Source organism: Saccharomonospora piscinae (genome assembly GCF_005862235.1).
Lineage (GTDB): Bacteria > Actinomycetota > Actinomycetes > Mycobacteriales > Pseudonocardiaceae > Saccharomonospora > Saccharomonospora piscinae.
In genome coordinates this window covers 855,558-877,384 of the sequence record NZ_VCEK01000002.1, presented here as the reverse complement: position 1 = coordinate 877,384, position 21,827 = coordinate 855,558, and the positions used below count along the sequence as shown (strand labels likewise).

23 protein-coding genes are annotated in these 21,827 nt (G+C 72.1%); 5 read left to right on the top strand and 18 right to left on the bottom strand.

Features of this window, described 5'->3' with window-relative positions:
* Positions 1-53: 53 nt before the first annotated feature.
* Positions 54-1,751, bottom strand: a complete 1,698-nt coding sequence (gene menD / locus FFT09_RS09900; RefSeq protein ID WP_138382474.1) for a 2-succinyl-5-enolpyruvyl-6-hydroxy-3-cyclohexene-1-carboxylic-acid synthase — start codon at positions 1,749-1,751, stop codon at positions 54-56.
* 102 nt (positions 1,752-1,853) lie between these two features.
* Here menD and FFT09_RS09895 point away from each other — a divergent pair, with 102 nt between their 5' ends.
* The 3 genes from FFT09_RS09895 to FFT09_RS09885 are packed head-to-tail and all read left to right on the top strand — an operon-like array spanning position 1,854 to position 4,861.
* On the top strand, positions 1,854-2,777 hold the full coding sequence (locus tag FFT09_RS09895) for a 1,4-dihydroxy-2-naphthoyl-CoA synthase (RefSeq protein ID WP_081193184.1): 924 nt from the start codon (positions 1,854-1,856) through the stop codon (positions 2,775-2,777).
* A 25-nt stretch (positions 2,778-2,802) separates the two neighbouring features.
* A complete protein-coding gene (menE, locus tag FFT09_RS09890) occupies positions 2,803-3,981 on the top strand; it encodes an o-succinylbenzoate--CoA ligase (RefSeq protein WP_138382473.1) in 1,179 nt (392 codons plus the stop codon).
* Positions 3,982-3,985: 4 nt separating this feature from the next.
* Positions 3,986-4,861 carry a 1,4-dihydroxy-2-naphthoate polyprenyltransferase gene (locus FFT09_RS09885; protein ID WP_138382472.1) on the top strand — a complete coding sequence of 292 codons (876 nt, stop codon included), beginning with the start codon at positions 3,986-3,988 and terminating at the stop codon, positions 4,859-4,861.
* A gap of 12 nt (positions 4,862-4,873) precedes the next feature.
* Here the strand turns inward: FFT09_RS09885 and cds1 are convergent, their stop codons facing one another.
* Both cds1 and FFT09_RS09875 read right to left on the bottom strand, forming a co-directional pair.
* On the bottom strand, positions 4,874-5,938 hold the full coding sequence (gene cds1 / locus FFT09_RS09880; RefSeq protein WP_081193178.1) for an L-cysteine desulfhydrase Cds1: 1,065 nt from the start codon (positions 5,936-5,938) through the stop codon (positions 4,874-4,876).
* Complete coding sequence (locus FFT09_RS09875) at positions 5,935-6,279, bottom strand: DUF4229 domain-containing protein (protein WP_024876433.1); 345 nt, start codon at positions 6,277-6,279, stop codon at positions 5,935-5,937. Before FFT09_RS09875 ends, cds1 begins: the two co-directional genes overlap by 4 nt.
* A 156-nt stretch (positions 6,280-6,435) precedes the next feature.
* On the opposite strand from FFT09_RS09875, the gene FFT09_RS09870 reads away from it, so the two are divergent.
* Positions 6,436-6,645, top strand: coding sequence for a BldC family transcriptional regulator (locus FFT09_RS09870; protein ID WP_024876434.1), 210 nt, complete (start codon positions 6,436-6,438; stop codon positions 6,643-6,645).
* Between the two features lie 135 nt (positions 6,646-6,780).
* Positions 6,781-6,978 (top strand): hypothetical protein, encoded by a 198-nt coding sequence (locus FFT09_RS09865; RefSeq protein ID WP_081193176.1) that lies wholly within the window; start codon positions 6,781-6,783, stop codon positions 6,976-6,978.
* An 18-nt stretch (positions 6,979-6,996) separates the two neighbouring features.
* On the opposite strand, the gene FFT09_RS09860 is transcribed toward FFT09_RS09865, so the two are convergent.
* The 15 genes from FFT09_RS09860 to FFT09_RS09790 form a co-directional block, all read right to left on the bottom strand.
* Entirely contained in the window at positions 6,997-8,178 is a 1,182-nt protein-coding gene (locus FFT09_RS09860) for a MinD/ParA family ATP-binding protein (RefSeq protein ID WP_138382471.1), read from the bottom strand.
* Between the two features lie 80 nt (positions 8,179-8,258).
* Positions 8,259-9,245 (bottom strand): c-type cytochrome biogenesis protein CcsB, encoded by a 987-nt coding sequence (gene ccsB / locus FFT09_RS09855; protein WP_138382470.1) that lies wholly within the window; start codon positions 9,243-9,245, stop codon positions 8,259-8,261.
* Positions 9,245-10,879: a cytochrome c biogenesis protein ResB gene (gene resB / locus FFT09_RS09850; protein WP_167305356.1), complete on the bottom strand. Its 1,635-nt coding sequence runs from the start codon at positions 10,877-10,879 to the stop codon at positions 9,245-9,247. Before resB ends, ccsB begins: the two co-directional genes overlap by 1 nt.
* Complete coding sequence (locus tag FFT09_RS09845; protein ID WP_138382469.1) at positions 10,876-11,649, bottom strand: cytochrome c biogenesis CcdA family protein; 774 nt, start codon at positions 11,647-11,649, stop codon at positions 10,876-10,878. The genes resB and FFT09_RS09845 overlap by 4 nt, the downstream gene beginning before the upstream one ends.
* A 204-nt stretch (positions 11,650-11,853) precedes the next feature.
* Positions 11,854-12,465 (bottom strand): TlpA family protein disulfide reductase, encoded by a 612-nt coding sequence (locus FFT09_RS09840; RefSeq protein WP_138382468.1) that lies wholly within the window; start codon positions 12,463-12,465, stop codon positions 11,854-11,856.
* On the bottom strand, positions 12,462-13,109 hold the full coding sequence (locus FFT09_RS09835; RefSeq protein ID WP_138382467.1) for a histidine phosphatase family protein: 648 nt from the start codon (positions 13,107-13,109) through the stop codon (positions 12,462-12,464). The genes FFT09_RS09840 and FFT09_RS09835 overlap by 4 nt, the downstream gene beginning before the upstream one ends.
* A complete protein-coding gene (hemL, locus tag FFT09_RS09830; protein WP_138382466.1) occupies positions 13,106-14,410 on the bottom strand; it encodes a glutamate-1-semialdehyde 2,1-aminomutase in 1,305 nt (434 codons plus the stop codon). Before hemL ends, FFT09_RS09835 begins: the two co-directional genes overlap by 4 nt.
* Positions 14,411-14,434: 24 nt before the next feature.
* Positions 14,435-14,788 (bottom strand): hypothetical protein, encoded by a 354-nt coding sequence (locus FFT09_RS09825; RefSeq protein ID WP_138382465.1) that lies wholly within the window; start codon positions 14,786-14,788, stop codon positions 14,435-14,437.
* A gap of 13 nt (positions 14,789-14,801) precedes the next feature.
* The gene (locus FFT09_RS09820) at positions 14,802-15,170 is read right to left on the bottom strand and encodes a hypothetical protein (RefSeq protein ID WP_244231290.1); all 369 of its coding nucleotides are present in this window, start codon (positions 15,168-15,170) and stop codon (positions 14,802-14,804) included.
* A gap of 74 nt (positions 15,171-15,244) precedes the next feature.
* A complete protein-coding gene (locus FFT09_RS09815) occupies positions 15,245-15,802 on the bottom strand; it encodes a hypothetical protein (protein ID WP_138382464.1) in 558 nt (185 codons plus the stop codon).
* A 10-nt stretch (positions 15,803-15,812) separates the two neighbouring features.
* Positions 15,813-16,784: a porphobilinogen synthase gene (gene hemB / locus FFT09_RS09810; protein WP_138382463.1), complete on the bottom strand. Its 972-nt coding sequence runs from the start codon at positions 16,782-16,784 to the stop codon at positions 15,813-15,815.
* A gap of 90 nt (positions 16,785-16,874) precedes the next feature.
* Complete coding sequence (locus FFT09_RS09805) at positions 16,875-18,410, bottom strand: bifunctional uroporphyrinogen-III C-methyltransferase/uroporphyrinogen-III synthase (protein WP_024876448.1); 1,536 nt, start codon at positions 18,408-18,410, stop codon at positions 16,875-16,877.
* A gap of 73 nt (positions 18,411-18,483) precedes the next feature.
* Entirely contained in the window at positions 18,484-19,458 is a 975-nt protein-coding gene (gene hemC / locus FFT09_RS09800; RefSeq protein WP_425273052.1) for a hydroxymethylbilane synthase, read from the bottom strand.
* Positions 19,442-20,773, bottom strand: coding sequence for a glutamyl-tRNA reductase (locus tag FFT09_RS09795; RefSeq protein WP_138382462.1), 1,332 nt, complete (start codon positions 20,771-20,773; stop codon positions 19,442-19,444). The genes hemC and FFT09_RS09795 overlap by 17 nt, the downstream gene beginning before the upstream one ends.
* Positions 20,770-21,654, bottom strand: a complete 885-nt coding sequence (locus FFT09_RS09790) for a redox-sensing transcriptional repressor Rex (RefSeq protein WP_138382461.1) — start codon at positions 21,652-21,654, stop codon at positions 20,770-20,772. Before FFT09_RS09790 ends, FFT09_RS09795 begins: the two co-directional genes overlap by 4 nt.
* Between the last annotated feature and the right edge of the window lie 173 nt (positions 21,655-21,827).

Genomic DNA, 21,827 nt, shown 5'->3' with positions numbered 1-21,827 from the left:
GCCGTCGGCACTTTCCGAACACGGACGTTGGTCGGCGAGGCGGGCGGAGCACCCTATCGGGCGCCCACCGACCTGGCGACGGCCGCGCGCAGCCGCGCGTGCAGGTCCCGGTGGCCCGAGCGGTCGGCCCGGACCTCCACCACCCGCAGGCCCGGCTCCGGGCGCAGCGCCTCCCGCAGCGCCACGCGCGACGACGCGAGCGTGTGCGGCACGCCGTAGCCCGCGCACAACGCCGACAGATCCGCCCCGTGCGGGGTGCCGAAGATCCGTTCGAAACTGCCGCTGTGCTGCTGCTCGCCCTGTTCCAGCAGCGAGAAGATGCCGCCACCGTCGTCGTTGAGCACCACGATCGTCAGGTCCGGCCTGGTCTCGGCCTGCCCGGTGAGCAGGCCGTTGAGGTCGTGCAGGAAGGTCAGGTCGCCGACGAACGCGTACGACGGCCCCGGATGCACCGTGGCGGCCCCGATCGCGGTGGACAGCGTCCCGTCGATGCCCGCGACCCCGCGGTTGCGGTGTACCAGGACGTCGGGCCTGCGCACCCCGGCCAGCGCGACGTCCCGGGTCGGGTTGGAGGAGCCGACCACCAGCAGCGAGTCGGCGGGCAGGCACGCGGCCAGCTCGCTCGCGACGCTCAGTCCGCTGGGCCACGGCTGCGCGGCCAGCGTGTCGCGCACCGCCGCGGTGGCGGCGGCGTCGGCGCGGCGCCACTTCAGCAGCCACTCCGGATCGGCGGGTTTGGTGGGTTCGTCGAACCACTGCCCCACCTGCCGGACGTTGTGCGCCGGGGCTGGCCAGTCCGAGTCGGGCCGCACGAGCAGGACCTCGACGTCGGTGTTGGACAGCAACCGTTGCACCTGACGGAACACGGTCGGCCGTCCGATGCACAGCACCTGCTCCGGTGTGTGTTCGGTGAGGAACTCCTCCAACCCCAGCAGCCACACGCCGCCCGCGATGGCCGTCGTGCCGCCGATCCCCAGCCCACCGGTCTCCGACACCACGGGCCAGCCGTGCAGCTCCGCCCACTCCCCCGCGGCCCGCACACCCGCGTCGCAGGCGATGACGAGGCCGTGCCGGGCCGACGGCACGACGAACGAGGGCAGCGCCCCGAAGTCCGGCAGCTCCGTCCAGCGGGCGCCCCGCGGCCTGCCGTCCAGCGACTCGGGCCACGTGGTGTCCTCGCCGTCACCGTCGTCACCGGCACTGCCGTCGGGGACCAGCGGTTCGCGGAACGGGATGTTGAGATGCACGGGACCGCTGCGCCACTCGCCGTAGGCCGCGTTCCACACCCGGCAGATCTGGCTGCGCCAGTAGGCGTTCTGACCGGACCTGCGTTCCGCGACGGCGAGTTCGTCGAAATACCGCACGGCGGAGCCGTACAGCTCACGCTGGTCGATCACCTGGTTCGCCCCGGACGCCCGCAGCTCGGGTGGCCGGTCGGCGGTCAGCACGACCAGCGGCACTCCGGCCCGGTCGGCCTCCAGCACCGCGGGGTGGAAGTTCGCCGCCGCCGTGCCCGACGTACACACCACCGGGACGGGACGGCCGGTGCGGGCGGCGATCCCGAGCGCGAGGAACGCCGCGCTGCGCTCGTCGATGCGCACGTGCAGCGTCAACCTGCCCGCCGTCGCGGCCTCGTGCAGCGCGAACGACAGCGGCGCGTTGCGGGAGCCGGGGCTCAGCACCACGTGGGAGACGGTGTTGCGCACCAGCTCGTCCACGAGGACCCTGGCCTGCGCTGTGGACGGGTTCACCCGGCGACCTCCTCGGCCTCGCTGCCGGTGTGTGACGGCCCTCGCCGCCACAGGCGCGCCACGGTGTCGAAGGGTGAGAGCACACGGCCTATTCTCCCAGGCGTGCGAGAAGCCCAGGTTTCGGAGCTGTTCGACCCCGCGGAATGGGACGAGGTCGAAGGCTTCGACTTCACCGACATCACCTACCACCGCTCGACGAGGACCCGGTCCGGCAAGCGCGTCGTCCGCGTGGCCTTCGACCGGCCGGAGGTGCGCAACGCGTTCCGGCCGCACACGGTCGACGAGCTGTACCGCGCACTGGACCACGCCCGGATGAGCTCCGACGTGGGTTGCGTCCTGCTCACCGGCAACGGCCCCTCCCCCAAGGACGGCGGCTGGGCGTTCTGCTCCGGTGGTGACCAGCGTATTCGCGGCCGGTCCGGCTATCAGTACGCCGACGGCGAGACCTCCGACACGATCGACCCGGCGCGGGCGGGCAGGTTGCACATCCTTGAGGTGCAGCGGCTCATCCGGTTCCTGCCGAAGGTCGTGATCGCGGTGGTGCCCGGCTGGGCCGCGGGCGGCGGCCACTCGCTGCACGTCGTGTGCGACCTCACGCTGGCCTCGGCCGAGCACGCGCGGTTCAAGCAGACCGACGCCGACGTCGGTTCCTTCGACGGCGGGTTCGGCTCGGCCTACCTGGCACGGCAGACCGGGCAGAAGTTCGCGCGGGAGATTTTCTTCCTCGGGCGCGCCTACACCGCCGAGGAGGCTCACGCCATGGGCGCGGTGAACCGCGCGGTACCGCACGAGCGGCTGGAGAGCGAGGCGCTGGAGTGGGCGTGGGAGGTGCTGGGCAAGTCCCCCACCGCGCAGCGCATGCTCAAGTACTCGTTCAACCTGATCGACGACGGCCTGGTCGGGCAGCAGGTGTTCGCGGGCGAGACGACCCGGCTGGCGTATCTCCAGGACGAGGCGGTGGAGGGCCGGGACGCGTTCCTGCAGAAGCGCGACCCGGACTGGACGCCCTACCCGTACTACTACTGACCCACCGACCAGTGAGGTGACGGCAATGCGGGTGGTCTGGGTAGGCGGTGACCCGGCCTCCGTCGCCGAGCTGCGCCGCGCACTCCTGGCCGCGCTCGACGGTGGCCCCGCCGTGCTTCCGCTCGACCCCCGCAGCCCCACGGCGGGCGAGGTTCGCGACGCCCTCCGGCCCGGCGAGCCCGTCGAGGCGGACACCGCCGTGGTCGTTCCCACGTCGGGTTCCACCGGGCGGCCCAAGGGCACGCTGCTGTCGGCACGGGCACTGCTGGCCTCCGCCCGCGCCACGCACGCCCGCCTCGGCGGCGACGGCCGGTGGCTGCTGGCCACCCCGGCCTGCTACGTCGGGGGGCTCCAGGTGCTGGTGCGCTCACGGGTCGCGGGGACCGAGCCCGTGGTGCTCGACACCTCGCGTGGCTTCCGGGCGGACGCCTTCGCCGCCGCCGTGCGGGACCTGCTGACGACGCCGGGCCCGCACTACACCGCGCTGGTACCCACCCAGCTGGCCCGGCTGCTGGACGCGGGCGGGGAGGCGGCGGCCGCAGCGGCGGCACTCGACGCCATCGTGATCGGAGGCGCCGCGCTGCCGGGTGCGTTGCGGCTCCGGGCCGAGCGCGCCGGGATCGCCGTGGTGGCCTCCTACGGCATGAGCGAGACCGCGGGCGGTTGCGTGTACGACGGCGTGCCGCTCGACGGTGTGCGGGTGCGGCTCGGCCCGCGGGACCGGATCGAGATCGCCGGACCGGTGCTGGCCCACGGCTACCGGCTCGCCCCCGAGCCCACGGCGGCGGCGTTCCGGGACGGCTGGTTCGCCACCGGCGATGTCGGCAGGGTGTCCGCGGACGGCATGCTGGACGTCCTGGGCCGGCTGGACGACGTCGTCAACACCGGTGGGGTGAAGGTGGCGGCCCAGCGCGTTGAGGACGTGCTCACCGGCCAGGACGGCGTGCGTGCCGCCTGCGTGGTCGGACTGCCGGACCCCGAGTGGGGCCAGCGCGTGGCCGCCGCCGTGGTCACCACCGGTGCGGTGAGCCCCGAGCGGCTCCGCGACGCGGTCAGGGCCGAACTCGGCGGGGCCGCCGTGCCCAGGCTGCTGCGCCCCGTGGACACGCTGCCGGAGCTCGGCCCTGGCAAGGTGGACCGGGCGGCCGTACGCCGCCTGCTCGCCGACCTCGACACGCCCCGCGCTCGCGATGCCGAAGAATGACCGCATGGCGACAGTCGCGGAGTGGATCGAGGGGGCACGGCCACGCACGTTGCCCAACGCCGTCGCACCCGTGTTGGCGGGCATGGGCGCCGCCGCACAGCTGGACGCGCTGTCGTGGTGGCGCTCGCTGCTGGCGCTGCTGGTCGCGCTGTCGCTGATCGTGGGGGTCAACTACGCCAACGACTACTCCGACGGCGTCCGGGGCACCGACGATCAGCGGGTGGGTCCGCTGCGCCTCGTCGGCTCCGGCGCCGCACCGGCCAGGACCGTGCTCGCTGCGGCGCTGACGGCGCTGGCGGCGGCGGGTGTGCTGGGGCTGGTGCTGGTGGCGGTGTCCGGGCAGTGGTGGCTGCTGGCCCTCGGTGCGGCGTGCGTGGCGGGAGCCTGGTTCTACACCGGCGGCACGCGACCCTACGGCTACGCGGGCCTCGGCGAGGTCTCGGTGTTCGTCTTCTTTGGGCTCGCCGCCGTACTCGGCACCGTGTACGTGCAGGCGGGGCGGGTGAGCTGGGAGGCGCTGGGCTGCGCGGTGGCCGTCGGCTGCCTGTCGATGGCGGTGCTGGTGGCCAACAACCTGCGCGACATCCCCACCGACCGCGAGGTCGGCAAAGTCACGTTGGCGGTACGGCTGGGCGAGCGGGGCACCCGGCGGTTCTATCTCGTGCTCGCGGCCGTTCCGTTCGCGATCACGCTGGCACTGGCGGTGGCGCATCCCGCTGCCGTGGCGGGACTGCTCGCGGCCGCGCTGCTGGTGACGCCGGTGCGGACCGTCGCGGGCGGGGCGCGGGGAAGGCGACTGATCCCGGTGCTGCGCGACACGGGGTTCGCGATGCTGGCCTGGGCGGTGCTCACCGGCGCGGCGCTGGCGTTCGCGGCCTGACCGGGTACCCGCTCAGCCGGGGAAGACCCCGGTGTCGAGGAAGCGCTCGAACGCCTTCAGATACGGCTCGATGTCGAGATCGCGCTCGGCCAGCCAGGCGTCGTCGTAGTACGTCCCGGCGTAGCGCTCGCCGCCGTCGCACAACAACGTCACCACGCTGCCCCGCTGCCCGGTGGCCAGCATCCGTGCCAGCAGCGTGAACGCGCCGTAGAGGTTGGTTCCCGTGGAACCGCCTGCCCAGTGGCCGGTGTGCCCGCGCAGGAACCGGATCGCCGCCATCGACGCCGCGTCCGGAACCCGGATCATCTCGTCGATCACCTCGGGCACGAACGACGGTTCCACCCTGGGCCGCCCGATGCCCTCGATCCGGGACGGCATCCCGGTCTGGTAGTCCCGCTCACCGGTCTCCCACGCGCCGTAGAACGCGGAGTTCTCCGGGTCCACCACGGCGACCTTCGTCTCGTGCCTGCGGTAGCGCACATACCGGCCGAACGTGGCGCTGGTGCCGCCGGTACCCGCGCCGACCACGATCCAGGACGGCACGGGGTGCCGCTCGGAGCGCAGTTGGGAGAACACCGACTCGGCGATGTTGTTGTTGCCGCGCCAGTCGGTCGCCCGCTCCGCGTAGGTGAACTGGTCGAGGTAGTGCCCGCCGCACTCGGCCGCGAGGCGCTCCGCCTCGGGGTACATGTCGGGCGCCCGGTCGACGAAGTGGCAGCGCCCGCCGTAGAACTCGATGAGGTCGATCTTCTCCCGGCTGGTCCGGCGCGGCACCACCGTGACGAAGTCCAGCCCCAGCATCCGGGCGAAGTACGCCTCCGACACCGCCGTGGACCCGCTGGACGCCTCCACCAGCACGGTCTTGGGGCCGATCTGGCCGTTGACCAGGCCATACAGCAGCAGCGACCGCGCGAGCCGGTGTTTGAGCGACCCCGTGGGATGCACGGACTCGTCCTTGAGATACAGGTCGATGCCCCACTCGACGGGCAGCGGGAAGACGTGCAGGTGCGTGTCGGCGCTGCGGTTGGCATCGGCCTCGATGATGCGGACGGCCTCCCGCACCCACGTGTCGTTCACTCGTCCCCCGAGGTGGTGTCGGTGCTCTTGCCGGACGCCCCAGTCTCACGGGAGTCGTCACCGCTGTCGAGTTCCTCACCGCGCAACCGGGCGCGCAGCCGGGCGCGTTCGGTGGCCCTGCGCTCGTTCCGAGCCGCGAGGCCCGCCGTGACCCTGGAGTTGAGCGAACGGAACAGCAGCAGCCCGAGCGGCAGACCCAGCACGAGCGCGATGACCAGCGCGACGAGCAGCGGAACCCCGGCCAGCACCAGTGCGGCGGCGACCACCGCGACGAGCGCGAACCGGGCGAGTACGTAGAGCGCGAGGTCGCGGGGCAGCGTGTCGGTGGGGCGTTCGCTCACGACTCCCGAGCCTACGCCGTGCCACGGGTCACGCCCGTCCCGCCCGAATCGACGCCGTTTGTCCCTTACTACCTCTTTACTCACGCACAACCGTTCGAGTACCCGGCAGGTGAAGTGACACGATTGTGACCTCCGAGTTGCAAGGGAGGGCGAAGAGTGACCACGAGCACTGGAGGACGGCTCCTGACGCCGGGCGAGGTCGCCGCACTGTTCCGTGTCGACCCGAAGACGGTGACGCGCTGGGCGACGGCGGGGCGAATCGGCTCCATCAGGACCCCTGGAGGCCACCGGAGATTCCGCGAGGCGGAAGTCAACCAGCTCCTGTCCGAACTGACCACCGACGCGAGCGCGCACCCTCGGAACTGAGCCGCGCCGCCTACGAGGAGCGGGCATGCCGGGGGCGGCCGACCGCGTGGCCGCCCCCGCCCCGCACGACGCAACGGACAAAAGGGTTAACCTCTGGTGCGGTAGTGTGGTCGGCAAACCCGGGAAGGAGCGAGCATGATCTACCTGCTCGCCGCGATCGGCGCCATCACTGTCGCGGTCGTGCTCTGGCGGACGCTGGGCGCCGACCGAGTCGGGGCGTCCACTCGCCAGCCGACGACCACCGTCGCACCCGACGACGACCCGGACTTCCTGCGGCGGCTCAGCGAGGAACAGCGCAAGCAACGGGATTCCGACGACGACACCAGCGGCTGAGCGCCGTCGCGGGGCGGCTCAGCGCAGCGGCGGTGTCGCGAACCCGTCGGCGATCGTCGCGGCGAGTTCCCGCAGCGCCTGCCGTGTCGGTTCGGCCAGCCGGTCCAGGTCGATCTCCGCGCCTTCCTCGAGGTGAGGGTCGAACGGGATTCGCACCACCGCACGCACCCGCGCGGCGAAATGAGCGGCGAGCTTGTCCAGATCCACGGACCCCGCCCTGGGCCGCACCGAGTTGATCACAGCCACCGACCGCGCCACGACGTCGCCGTAACCGTGCGCGTCGAGCCAGTCCAGCGTCGCCGACGCGCTCCGCGCCCCGTCGAGCGAGCCCGACGAGACCAGCACGAGCGTGTCGGCCGAATCGAGCACCCCCTTCATCGCGGAGTGCATCAGACCGGTCCCGCAGTCGGTCAGCACGATGTTGTAGAAGCGCTCCAGCACCGACACCACGCGCAGGTAGTCGTACTCCGAGAACGCCTCCGACACGGCCGGATCGGTGTCGGAGGCCAGGATCTCCAGCCTGCTCGGGCCCTGTGACGTGTAGGCGCGCACGTCGCTGTACCGCGTGATGCGGTCGGCGTCGCGCAGGAGGTGGCGCACCGTCGCGGCGGTCTCGATGGGGATCTTCTGCGACAACGTGCCCGCGTCGGGGTTCGCGTCGACGGCGATCACCCGGTCGCCGCGCAGGGACGCGAAGGTGGACCCCAGCGTGGTCGTGGTCGTGGTCTTGCCGACGCCGCCCTTGAGGCTCAGCATCGCGATGCGGTAGCAGCCGCGCAACGGCTGGTTGACCCGCTGCACCAGATCCCGCCGCTGCCGGTCCGCCGGGCTCTCGCCGGGATTGACGAGCTTGCCGGTCGCCAGGTAGACGGCCTTGCGCCACCCCGACTTGGGCTCGCGCTTCGGCGTCCGCACGTAGTTCCCGCTGTCGAGCCCCGGATACGGGTGGCCGGGGTGCTGCGGTTGCGGCAGGGGCGGCCCGCCGTACTGCCCGCCGTAGCTGGGGGAGCCGGGGGGCGGTGCCGGGTGCGGTTGCGAGGGTGGCACGGCCGCGCCCGGCCAGCCCTGCGGCGGCGCGGGCCGCGCCGGTTGCCGACCCTGCCACCCGGGCTCGCCCTGGGCGGGGTAGGGCGTCGAGTCCGTACTCGCCTCGGAATAGAGCGGATGATCCTGCCCGCCGCGTTCGTTGGGTCCGGTCACCGCGTCAAGCCTCCGATGGGTTGCCGAGTGTCCCCCTCACGCATCACAGGTGCGACGGTAGCCGCAGCGAGCGAAGAACGTCAGCCCACTCCGGCATACGAGTGAAGGCCCACCGACACGAGGTTGACGAAGAACAGGTTGAACACCGTGAGCACGAAGCCGACCACGTTGATGGCGGCGGCGCGGGTACCGCGCCAGCCCGCCGTCGCGCGCGAGTGCAGGTAGGCGGCGTAGACAACCCACGAGACGAACGCGACGGTCTCCTTGGGGTCCCAGCCCCAGAAGCGACCCCACGCGGCCTCGGCCCACACCGCGCCGCAGAGGACGCCGAAGGTGAACACGGGAAACGCGAACACGGTCGTCCGGTACGCGATGCGGTCGAGGATGTCGGCGCTCGGCAGCTTCGGGGCGAGCCGGGTGAACCGCCCGGAGTCGCGGTCGTGGGCCGCGCGGACGAGGTAGAGCACGCTGGCCACGCCGGGGATCAGGAAGACCCCCGAGGCCACCGCGGCGGCGACGACGTGGATGACGAGCCAGTACGACTGCAACGCGGGCTGCACCGGGGCGGCCACCGCGTAGAGCATGGTGCCGCCGACGAACATGAGGATGACCACGGGCAGCAGCACGAACGCCGAGAGATGGCGCACGGGGTACTTGCGGGCCATGACGATCCAGGTGACCACGGCGAACAACGTGATCGCCATGATGTACTCGTACATGTTGCCCCAGGGCACGCGGCTGGTGGCCAGCCCGCGCAGCACCAGCGCCGCGAGGTGCAACGCCGCCGCGAGCACGGTCAGCGCCAGTCCCGTGCGGCCCATGCGTTCGGCCCGGGAACGGGCGGGCCTGACGGCTGCGGGCGGCTCGGCCCCGTCCCCCACCACGGTCGAGCCCGCCTGCGCACCGGCCCCGACGAGTTGCCGCGTGCGGGTGCGCTCGGCCGCTACGGTTCCGTGCCTGCCGAACGACTGCTCCACGAGGAAGAAGATCATCGCCAGCACGTACACCGCCACGGCCGTGGTGTACGACCAGTCGCTGTACTGCGACAGCGTCTCGTTCACCGGCATCAGGGCGCCTTCCTTTCCCGGGGCGTGCGGTCGAGGACGTCCCGCGCGAGGGCGGAGAACTCCTCGCCGTAACCGGCCTGGTCCGTGCGGGCCAGGCCGCCCAACTCTACTACAGAGCGTCGCAGATCATTTCCGGCGTCACCGGCCGGCGTCACCCGCACCCAGAAGCGGCGGCGTTTCACCGCGAGCGAGGCCCCCAGGCCGACGAACATCGCGATGGCGAAGCCCAGCATCCACCCCTGTGTCGGATCGTGCGACACCTGCAACGACACCCATCGCCGCACGCCGTCGAAGCTGACCCGCGTGCCGTCGTCGAGCGTGACGCTCTCGCCGACGCGCAGGTTCTCCCGGGCCACGCGCTCCAGCCTGCCGCTGTCGACCATCGACTGATCGATCTCGAAGATCGACTGAGGCTGGCCACTGTCGATCCCGAGATCGCCGCGCATGACGTCCACCGCGGCGGCGGGGTCGGTCAGGTTCGGAAACGCCGACGTCAGGATGTTGCCGTGCAGCGCGGCGGTCGGCGCGAACAGTCCCGTCACGGCGAGCTGGTTGTCCCGGCGCACCTCGGAGTCGGTGATCCCGGGCGGGTCGAACTTCGTCGCCCCCTGCGACAGCAGGGTGGTCTGGTCGGTCGGCCGCCACTGGATCGTCTGGGTTCGCGACTCGCCGTCGGGCCAGGTCACCGTGAACGTCGGCGCGTAGCCGTGCCCCAGCAGGTACACGCGGTCGCCCTCGGTGCGCAGCGGCTCGTTGACCTCGAGGTGGTGCTCCCGCCAGGTACCCGACTCCAGGTCGGCGCCGGACTGGTACCGGATGTCGGCGTCGTAGCTGATCGGCTGGCCCGCGTCGGTGTACGTGGGCTCGAAGTCGTCGACCCGCACGCAGAACGGCGTCAGGCCCGTGCCGTCCACCCGCAGGCCGGGATTGAACGAGTCGTAGGCGAAGATCCCGGAGTTGCAGAACTCCTGCCCGTCGGCATGGACGATGACCTGGCCCTCGTACGAGTACAGCGCCCCACCCGCGAAGGCGATGACGATGCCCAGCATGCCGAAGTGGAAGACGAGGTTGCCGGTCTCGCGCAGGTAGCCGCGTTCGGCGCTGAGCGTGCGCGCGCCGTCGGCCTCCGTGCGCTCGGCCACCCGCCAGCCGCGCAGCCTGCGCCGCGCCGTCGCGACGACGTCGTCGGGGGCGGCGGCCACCTCGGTGCGCACGTGGTGTGGCAGGCGCGAGAGGTTCCGGGGCGTGCGCACCGGCCCCGCGCGCATGGCGCGCACGTAGTCGCCCGTCCTCGGCACGAGGCAGCCGATCAGCGACACCATCAGCAGCAGGTAGACCGCCGAGAACCACACACTGCTGTAGACGTCGAACAGCTGCAACCGGTCGAGCAACTGCCCCCACCAGCCGTTTTCGGTGATGTAGGACCGGGTCTTCTCGGCGTTGAGGTCCCACTGCGGCAGCAGCGCGCCGGGCAGCGCGGCCAGCGCGAGCAGGAACAGCAGCACCAGCGCGGTCCGCATCGACGTGAGACCACGCCAGGTGTTGCGCACGAAGGCGAGGGCGCGCCGCAGCGGCGTCCGGTGCGGGTTGGGCCGTGGCGGGGTGGGCCGACTGGCGGTCTCGGTGTGGGTCACAGCGGCAGCTTCCAGTCGGAGATGAAGGCGTCACGCATCCAGCCCACCAACTCGGCCCACAGGCCCGTCACCAGCAGCACACCGACGACGAGCAGCAACACCCCGCCGAAGATCTGCACCTGGCGACCGTGGCGGCGCAACCACGCCGTCGCCCCGACGGCCCAGCGGGCCCCGGCGGCGAGCAGCAGGAACGGGATACCGAGCCCGAGGCAGTACAGCAGCACCAGGAGAAAGCCCCGCGCGCCCGCACCGCCGCTCGCGGTGGCGATCATGAGCACGCCGGACAGCGTGGGCCCGATGCAGGGCGTCCAGCCGAGCCCGAACACGGCCCCCAGCACGGGCGCGCCCCAGATGCCCGCCCTCGGCGCGGGGTGCAGCCGGGCATCGCGCTGCAACAGCGGGACGAACCCGAGAAAGACGAAGGCCATCGCGATGATGACCACCCCGCCGATGCGCTGCAGCAACTCCTGGTTGACCCACAGCGCGTCCGCCAGCCACACCAGGCTGCCGACCGTGCCCGTGAACACGACGGTGAATCCCAGCACGAACAGCCCCGCCGCACCCACGACGGCGAACCGGCCGCGCTTGCGGTCCTCGTCCGCACTCACGGCGGGCGCGTCGGCCCCGACCAGGGCGGCCAGGTACGCGAGGTAGCCGGGCACCAGCGGCACCACACACGGCGAGGCGAACGAGATCAGGCCCGCGAGCATCGACAGGCCCGCGGCGAGCAGCAACGGCCCGGAGACCGCCAGCTCTTGTACCGCATCCACGGCGTTCAGAGTAGGGAATGGGGTTTCTGTGAAGGCCACGGGCCGGGACGACGAGTGAGCCAGGCGACCACAAGCCAAGATGAGAAAACCCCGGGTGTGTGCCGCAGCAGAGGCTTACCCGGGGAGTACAAGCTCAAGGTATCTCATCCGTGCCGTGCCATGAAGCAGTGCGGGCCGGACAAACATCCCTGAACGCACCCGTGGTCACGACGCGGCGGGAGGTTCCTCCGCCGCGAGGCGGTCCACCAGCGGGCGCAGGTCCGCGGCCAGCAGCTCGCGCAGGAACACCGCCGCCACCCGGCCCTGGCGGTCCACGACGAGAGTGGACGGCACGATGTTGCGCGGGTAACCGGACAGATGCACCAGCGACCGTCCCGACGGGTCGTAGATCGACGGGTAGGTGAGGCCGCGGTCGCGCATGAAGTCCCGGGGCGCGGCGCGGTTGTAGTCGCGCACGTCGATGCCGAGCACCGTCACCCCGGCGTCCCGGGTCTGCTCGTAGAGCTTCTGCAACTCGGGCGCTTCGCTGCGGCACGGGTTGCACCACTGGCCCCAGATGTTGAGCACCAGAACCCGGCCCTCGTAGTCGGAGGCCGCGATGCGCTCGTCCGGGTCGAACAGGTCCTCGCCCGCCACCTCGGGCAGGTCCTGACGCTGCTCATCCTCGTAGTAGATGTCGGTCTGGCCGCCGGGCGAGACGAAACTGAAGTCGCCGCCCTGGGACACGGCGTCGTCGCCGGTCGCGCAGCCCGTCACGGCGACGGCGGCGACGGCGACGGCCGCCAGCAGGGCACCCAGCCGCGCCCGCGTGCTCATGCGCCGGTCACCCGGGGATCGGTGGAGCCGGCGGGCTCGGTGTACACGACGTCGACGAGTTGCTCGTCGGCGAACACCAGGCTGGTCAGCGACGCCAGTGAGCACTGCCGCCTCCTCGGGTCATGCCACAGCCGCCTGCCCTCCAGGTACCGGCGCAGCGTCCAGACGGGAAGCTGGTGCGACACGCACAGCGCCTCGTGGCCCTCGGCGGCGGCGCGGGCGGCGTGGACGGCGCCCAGCATGCGGTGGGCGATCTCCAGATAGGGCTCGCCCCACGACGGCAGCGCGGGGTTGTGCAGCTTGGACCAGTGCCTCGGCTGCCGCAGCGCCCCGTCACCGACGCTGACCTTCAGTCCCTCGAACTGGTTGTCGGCCTCGATCAGCCGCTCGTCGGTGGCCACGTCGAGCCGGTGGGCCGCGGCGATGGGCGCCGCGGTCTCCTGCGCCCGTTCCAGCGGCGAGGACACGACGTGGGTCAGCGCATGCGACGACAGTTCCTGCGCGACCAGCAGGGCCTGCTGCCGCCCGCGTTCGGACAGCCGGTAGCCCGGCATCCTGCCGTAGAGAACGCCCTCCGGGTTGTGTACCTCGCCGTGCCGCAACAGGTGGACGACGGTCCGGGTACCTCTGCGTACGGAACTCACGGCCGCTCCGCCGCCGCCGCGGCCCGCGCCGCCGCGGGCAGTGCCGCCTCGATGGCCTCGAACGCGGCGTCGTCCATCGCCGCGTTGACGAACCACGCCTCGAACGCGCTCGGCGGCGGGTAGATGCCCGCGGCCAGCAGGGCGTGGAAGAACGGCGCGAACCGCCAGGTCTGTGCCGCCGCCGCACCGGCGTAGTCGGTCACCGGGTTCTCGGTGAAGAACACGCTGACGAGGTTGCCCGCGTACGCGACGGTGTGCGCGACGCCCTCGGCGGACAGCGCCCGCCCCAGCAGGTCGCCGAGCCGCCGCGCGTGGGTGTCCAGCGCGCGGTAGGTGGCGTCGTCGGCCAGGCGCAACGTGGTCAGCCCCGCGGCCACGGCGACGGGGTTTCCCGACAGCGTGCCGGCCTGGTACACGGGTCCGGTCGGGGCGAGCCGCTCCATGACGTCCGCCCTGCCCCCGAACGCGGCGGCGGGCAGCCCGCCGGACATGACCTTGCCGAAGGTGTAGAGGTCGCCTGCCACTCCCTCGCGGCCGTACCAGCCCGCGGCCGAGACCCGGAAGCCGGTCATCACCTCGTCCATGATCAGCAGCGCGCCGTTCTCGTGCGCGAGGTCGCGCAGTGCGGCGTTGAAGCCGTCGTGGGGAGCGACGGCACCCATGTTGCCCGCCGCCGCCTCGGTGATCACCGCGGCGATCGAGCCGGGGTTGTCGGCGAACGCCGCCCGCACGGCCTCGATGTCGTTGTACGGCAGCACCAGCGTGTCGGCCGCCGAGGCTCCGGTGACCCCCGGAGTCGTCGGCAGGCCCAGCGTGGCCACCCCCGAGCCCGCCTGCGCCAGCAGGGCGTCGACGTGGCCGTGGTAGCACCCGGCGAACTTGATGATCTTGCTGCGGCCGGTGAATCCGCGGGCCAGCCGGATGGCGCTCATCGTGGCCTCGGTGCCGGAGTTCACCAGGCGCACCTGCTCCACCGGCTCCACCCGCCGGATGATCTCCTCGGCGAGTTCGACCTCACCGGTGGTCGGGGTGCCGAAGGACAGCCCCGACGACGCCGCGTCCCGCGCCGCCCGCACCACCTCGGGATGCGCGTGACCCAGGATCATCGGCCCCCACGACGACACCAGGTCGACGTAGCGGCTGCCATCGGCGTCCCACAGGTACGCTCCCTCACCGCGCACCATGAACCGCGGGGTACCGCCGACCGCCGCGAAGGCCCGCACCGGAGAGTTCACGCCGCCCGGCGTGGCCGCCGTGGCGCGCTCGAACCAGGACTTGGACTGCTCGACTGCTCCTGTCACATCCGCCAGTCTCGCAAAGACACGTCACCGCGCGTCGGCTGCCCGCGTCCCGCGAGACGCACGTCGCCTTCGCCGCCGCCGTGTGCGCACTCCGAGCACGCTCTGTCGCGCAGCGTCCACCAGCAGCACCCCGGCGACGGCCGCGAGCAGGAACGCCAACCCCACCCAGTTGCCCTCGTACACCCGGGACACCAGCGTGGCGCCATCGTCGCTGCGCACCGTGAGAGGGGCGACAGCGAGGTCCCAGCACCGGGTGGCGGCCCAGCCCGCCACGGCGGCCAGCAGCAGTTCCACCACGGCCACGACCAGTCGCAGCGGCTGGTGCAGCCGGTCCTGGCCGCGGGTGGTCGCGGGCGGGGCGGGCGGGACGTCGGTCACGGCGGGCAGTTTCTCATGCCCGATCTCGCAGGACGGCACGCAGCGCCTCCCGCAGGGCCCGCCCGTCCTTGGCCCACGCCACGACGACCGAGTCGTCGTCCAGCCGCAGCGCGACCTCGGCGTAGCGGCGGGGCGCGCTCAGGCCGCCGCCCAGCACGCGCGTCCCGAACGGCGCCTCGGTCTCGTCCAGCCCGGCCACCCGGTCCAGCGGCAGGCACTCGGTGCCCTGCCACAACTCGGCCGGAGTGAGGCGGACGCGGAGGAAGCGGCGTCGCGCGTACACCCACAGCGCCGACAGCGCCCCCAGCCCGGCCCCGGTCAGCAGCCACAGCAGCGGAGTCGTGGGGCCACCCGCCAGCAGTTCGCCCCCGTAGCCGAGCAACGCGAACAGCGGGCCCCAGGTGAGGGCCCAGCCGCTCGCACCGGGCTCGTGGTAGCGGACGTCGGTCGACTCGCTCAGCGCCGCGATCCTCCGCCCGTCGCCCTGGGGAAGTAGTGGGCCACACTCGGCAGATACAGCAGCGCGGTCGCCACCACCGCCAGGAACGAGGCGGCCAGCATCGGCAGGCTCGTCGGGAACAGCAGCACCTGGAGCAGCAGGGTGATCGCCGCCAGCACGGTCAGCGTCGTGCGCGCCGACCGCGTGCCCTCCCTGGCCTTCCACCCGAACAGCGCGAACATCACCGCGAACGCCACGGCGCCGACGAACAGGGTCCACAGCAACGTGGTGACACCCGAACGGATCTGCTCCTCGTCGAGACCGTCGGTGGTGTTGAGGTCGATCAACGCCTCGGAGACGTCCTCCTGCTGGGTGAGCGTGAAGCCGAACGCGGCCACCAGCACCAACCCGGCGAGCACGTACAGCCAGAACGACACCGACACCGGTGTCGGTGGCCTGCCACGGTCCCGCGCCGCCCCCGGCATGCTGGGCTCGGGGGGCAGCCCCTTCGCACGACGTTGCTCGTCCGACTCGCGACGCTCGGGCGTGCCGTCCGGTTCGCCTGACTCAGTCACGGTGCCGACTCTAGTCCAGCCAGGCCGCCGCCTCAGCGGCCCAGTAGGTCAGCACCAGGTCGGCCCCCGCCCTGCGGATCGAGGTCAGCACCTCAAGAATCGTGCGCTCCCGCTCGACCCACCCCTGGGCCGCCGCGCCCTCGACCATCGCGTACTCGCCGGAGATGTTGTAGGCCGCCACCGGCACCGGTGAGGTCTCGGCCGCCGCCCGCACGACGTCGAGATAGGCGAGCGCGGGTTTGACCATCACCGCGTCGGCACCCTCGGCGACGTCCAGTTCGATCTCGCGCAACGCCTCCCTGGCGTTGCCCGGGTCCTGCTGGTAGCTGTTGCGGTCGCCGGTGAGCTGCGAGTCCACGGCCTCGCGGAAGGGCCCGTAGAAGGCGCTCGCGTACTTCGCGGAGTAGGCCAGGATCCCGGTATCGGTGTGTCCCGCGCCGTCCAGCGCGCGCCGGATGACCCCGACCTGGCCGTCCATCATGCCGCTCGGGCCGAGCACGTGGGCGCCCGCCTCGGCCTGCGCCAGTGCCATGTCGGCGTACCGGTCGAGGGTGGCGTCGTTGTCGACCACTCCCGCCGAGTCGAGCACCCCGCAGTGGCCGTGGTCGGTGAACTCGTCGAGGCACGTGTCGGCCATCAGCACCGTGTCGTCGCCGAGGTCCTTGCGCAGGTCCCGCAGCGCCACGTTGAGCACACCGTTCTCGTCGGTGGCGCCGCTGCCGACGGCGTCGCGGGTCTCGGGCACGCCGAACAGCATCAGGCCGCCGACCCCCGCCGCGACGGCGTCGGCCGCCGCCTGGCGCAACGAGTCGCGCGTGTGCTGCACCACCCCGGGCATGCTGGAGATCGGGCGGGGCCGCTCGGCCCCCTCGGCGACGAACAGGGGCAGGATCAGCTGTCGCGGGCGCAGCGTGGTCTCACTCACCAGCCTGCGCATGGCGGGCGTGGTGCGTAACCGACGGGGCCGATACTCGGGAAACACCCCGCCAGCCTAGCCGCGTGAGACGCAGCGAAGGCCACCCTCGCCGCGTCTCACGCAGTGAGGGTGGCCTTCGCGGCACCGGCGACCCGCTCAGGAACGGCGGGTGCGCTTGGCCTTGCGGGGCGGGGGAAGCGCGCCCTCGGCGCGCAGCTTGGCCGCGTGCTCGGCCAGCGCGTCCACCAGCGTCACGGCGTTGGGCTTGTCCGGCTGCACGTCAACGCGCAGCCCGAACTCGGTGGCCGTCTCGGCCGTCTTCGGCCCGATGCACGCCACGAGCGTGCGGGCGTGCGGCTTGCCCGCGATGCCGACGAGGTTGCGCACCGTGGACGACGACGTGAAGCACACCGCGTCGAACCCGCCCGTCTTGATCATCTCGCGGGTCTCGGCGGGCGGAGGCGCGGCCCGCACCGTGCGGTAGGCGGTGACGTCGTCGACCTCCCAGCCACGGTCCTGCAACCCGGCCGACAGCGTCTCCGTGGCGATGTCCGCCCTCGGCAGCAGCACCCGGTTCACCGGGTCGAGGATGTCGTCGAACGGCGGGAACTCCTCCAGCAGCCCCTCGCTCGACTGCTCGTCCTTCGGCACCAGCTCCGGGATGATCCCGAACGAGCGCACCTTGTCCGCCGTGGACTCGCCGACGCAGGCGATCTTCACACCGGAGAACGCCCTGGCGTCGAGCCCGAACTCGCCGAACTTCTCCCACACCGCGCGCACGGCGTTGGCCGAGGTGAACACGATCCACTGGTAACGACCGTCGACGAGGCCCTTCACCGCGCGCTCCATCTGCGCGGGGCTCCGGGGCGGCTCGACCGAGATCGTGGGCACCTCGTGCGAGGTCGCACCGTGGCTGCGGAGCCGGTCGGCCATGTCACCCGCCTGCTCCTTCGTGCGCGGGACGAGCACCTTCCACCCGTACAGCGCGCGCGACTCCCACCACGAGAGCTTCTGCCGATTGCTCACGGCGTCGCCGATGCTCACCACCAGCGGACCGACCAGCTCACCGGCGTCGGCCGCGAGCGAGGCCAGGGTGGAGTCCAGCGTGCGCTGGGTGTTGATGGTGCCGTTCGAGGTCACCGCCACCGGGGTCTGCGCGGAGATTCCGTGCTCGACCAGGGCCGACGCGGCCTCGGCGAGGTGGCTCGACGTGGCGTGCAGCACGATGGGGCCCGGCGTGGCCGCCAGGCCCGCCCAGTCCACCTCACCGGAGCGCAGGTCGACCTCGGCATGCACGGCTCCGAGCGCCACACCCGCGTAGGCGGGCACCGCCGTCCCCGCCGAAACGCCGGGGATCACGTCGAACACCGCGCTCGTGCGCGACACGGCGTTGACCTCGGCGACCACGGCCTGCTGCGTGAGTGGATCACCTGCGGTCAGCCGCAGCACGAGCCTGCCTGCCTTGGCCTCGGTGGACAGGTCCCTGGCCACGTCACCTGGCTCGCCGACCGCGGGCCGGACCTCGGCGTTGGCCCCGGCGAAGGCGAGCACACCGGCGGGCACATCGGGGTCGGTGACCACCAGGTCGGCCTTCGCGAGCAGCTCCTGGGCGCGGACCGTCACCAGTCCGGCGTCCCCCGGGCCCGAGCCCACGAAAGCGACACGGCCCGTGGTTTTGCGTGCGCGGGTCATGACGTCGTCTCTCCTCGTCGTCGACCGTGATCGCCACGGTCGGCCATTCGTTCTTGCGCGGTTCTTCCGGATGTCAGCGCGACAGGGCGCCTGCGCCGAGGTCGAGCAGCTCGGCGGCCAGTCTGCGGCCCAGCCCTTCGGCCTCGTGCTTGTCGGCGATCGCCGAGGCCCGCAGGATCTGCACGGCGTCGCCCTCCGTCCCGGTGGCGGCGACCCCCCTCAGCGAGAGGCGCTCGATCACGGCGCCTTCACCGGTCAGATCCTCGACGACCTCGGCGAGTGCGCCCACGGGTGCGCTGCAGCCCGCTTCGAGCGCCGCAAGCAGCGCCCGCTCGGCCGTCACGGCGACCCGTGTCGCCTCGTCGTCCACGATGGACTGCAGCAGGTGTTCGGTGTCCACGTCGTCGACGCGGGTCTCGACGGCGAGTGCTCCCTGAGCCGGTGCGGGCAGCACCTGGATCGGGTCGAGCGTTTCGGTGATCTCACCGAGCCTGCCCACCCTGGACAGTCCCGCCCTGGCCAGCACGACCGCATCGAGCTCGCCCGACGTGACCTTGCCGATCCGGGTGTCGATGTTGCCACGGATCGGCACGACGTTCAGCCCGAGCCCGAGCGCCCGCAACTGCGTCATGCGGCGCGGGGAGCCGGTGCCCACCGTCGAGCCGGGTGGCAGCTCGCCGAGCGCGAGGCCGTCGCGCGCCACGAGCGCGTCCCTCGGGTCCTCCCGCACCGGCACGGCGGCGAGCACGATGCCGGGCTCGGCGGCGGTGGGCAGGTCCTTGTGCGAGTGCACAGCGACGTCGACCCTGCCGTCGAGCAGCGCGTCCCGCACCGCCGAGGTGAACACGCCGACCCCGATCTCGGCGATCGGCGCGGACGACCGGTCGCCAGGGGTCGACACGGGCACCAGTTCGACCGGCTGCCCCGCGGCCTCCAGCATCGCCGCGATCGTGCCGCTCTGCGCCATCGCGAGCTTGCTGGCCCGCGTGCCGATACGGATGGTCCTGCCGGACGTGGTTCCGGGCCGGGAGTCAGTCACTGTGGTCACCGTCGATCTGGTCAGGGCGGAGCACGGCCGAAGGACTCGACACCGCCGTGGGCGCCTGCGGGTCGAGTTCGAACAACTCGCGCAGCGCGTTCGCGTAGTCGGTGCCCGCCTTCTCCGCGGCGAGTTGCTTGACGCGCACGGTCGGGGAGTGCAGCAACTTGTCCACCACCCTCCGTACCGTGCGGCCCAGCTCGTCACGCACCTCGGCGTCGATCCCGGGCAGCCTGCGGTCGAGCCGCAGCAGCTCGGCGTCGACGACCTCGGCGGCCCGCTTGCGCAGCGCCGTCACCGTCGGCGTGACGGCCGCGCTGCGCTGGCCCGCCAGGTACGCGCGCACCTCGTCAAGCACAATGCCCGACGCCCTGGCGATCTGCTTCTCCGTGGTGGCGGTTCCGGATTCCTTCATGCGCCTGCGCACGGTCTCCAGGTCCACCAGCGAGACGCCGGGCACCTCCCCGACCGCGTGTTCCACGTCCCTCGGCAGGCCGAGGTCGCAGATCACCACGGGCCGGTCGGGCCGGGCGGCCACGTGCTCGGTACCGAGCACCGCCACCTTGGCACCGGTGCAGGCCACGACGACGTCGGCCAGCGCCAGCTCGTCCGCCAGCTCGGCCATCGGCACGGCCCGCGCCGCCACTCCCTGCTCGCTGATCGACTCCGCCAGGCGGGCCGCCCGCTCGGCGGTGCGGTTCACCACGGCGATCTCGGCGACACCGCTCTTGCGCAGCTGGGACGCCGACAGGGCGCCCATCGAACCCGCACCGACGACGAGCGCGCGGCGCCCCGTGAGGTCCCCCGCGGCGGCCAGTGCCTCCGAGACCACCGACGCGCCCAGCCGGTCGAGGCCCGTCTCGCTGTGGACGCGCTTGCCCACCCGCAGGGTGGTCTGGACCAGCTCGTGCAGGGTGCGGCCGACGGTGCCCGCCTCGCGCGCCACCGCGTAGGACGACCGGACCTGGCCGAGGATCTGCGTCTCGCCCACGACCATGGAGTCGAGTCCCGACGCCACGGAGTACACGTGCTCCACCGCCGCGCCCGCGTAGTGGACGTAGACGTGGTCGTAGAGCTGCGCCGGTTCCATGCCGGCCTGCCGGGCCAGCACGTCGGCGATCCCGGCGAGCCCGCCGTGGAAGGTCTCCACGACGGCGTAGACCTCGATGCGGTTGCAGGTCGACAGCAGCATGACCTCGGAGACGTCGTCGGCCTGCTGGAGTTCGTACAGCACCTTGCCGACCTCGGCGGCGGGCACGGCGGCCCGCTCCAGCGTCGTCAGGTCGGCGGTGCGGTGGGACAGGCCGATCGCCAGGATGCTCATGAGGACACCACCGCTCCCTCGGCGGGACCGGCGTTCGGCGCGGCGGCCTGACCGTCACCCTCGCCGTCCGCCCTCCGCGCCACGTGGAAGGACAAGATCTGCAACTCCACAGCCAGGTCGACCTTTCGCACCTCGACATGTTCGGGCACCTGCAGCACCGCGGGGGCGAAGTTGAGGATGCACTGCACTCCACCCGCCACCAGCCGGTCGCAGACCAACTGCGCCGCGGTCGGCGGCGTCGCGACGACCCCGATGGAGATGCCCCGCTGCGCGCACACCGAGGGGATGTCGTCCAGGTGTGACACCGGCACCCCGCCCACCGGCACGCCGACCAGGTCGGGGTCGATGTCGAACAGGGCCTCGACGGGAAAACCGCGACCGGGAAAGCCGCCGTAGTTGGCCAACGCATGACCGAGGTTGCCGATTCCGACGACGGCGACCTTGTGCTGGCGCGTCAGGCCCAGAGTCCGTTCGATCTGGCCCACCAGGACCGCGACGTCGTAGCCCACTCCCCTGGTGCCGTAGGAACCGATGTAGGAGAGGTCCTTGCGCAGTTTCGCCGAGTTGACCCCCGCGACAGCCGACAGTTCCTCGCTGGACACCGTCGTGGAGCCCTGCTCCGCCATGGCCGACAGCACCCGCAGGTAGACGGCCAGCCGGGCGACGGCGGCCTCAGGGATCGCCCTGGCCGCGCCGGACGCCGCGGGCGGTGCCACGACGGGCAACTCGTCGGTCGGCGCGGTGTCCAGCTCCGAGGCACGCCGTGGCACGGGTGCGCCTCGCCGGGGGTTCGCGGACGCCGGGGCTCCTGGAGTTCCTCGGGTTCCTGGAGTTGTTGGAGCCCCCGGAGACCCGTTGCGCCGGCCCCGCTGTGCCACCACGCTGGACTCCTGTCACCGGTCGGGGAAAATCGATGCTTGACCGAGCGGGCACGGTAGTGTTCGATAGCCGGGCTCGCGCGGCGATGGCACTACGGTAGCCACTTGTGAACGTAGGCACAAAACCCCTGGTGAAGGGGTTGACGCAGGCCACACCAGGCCCCCTGGAGACCACC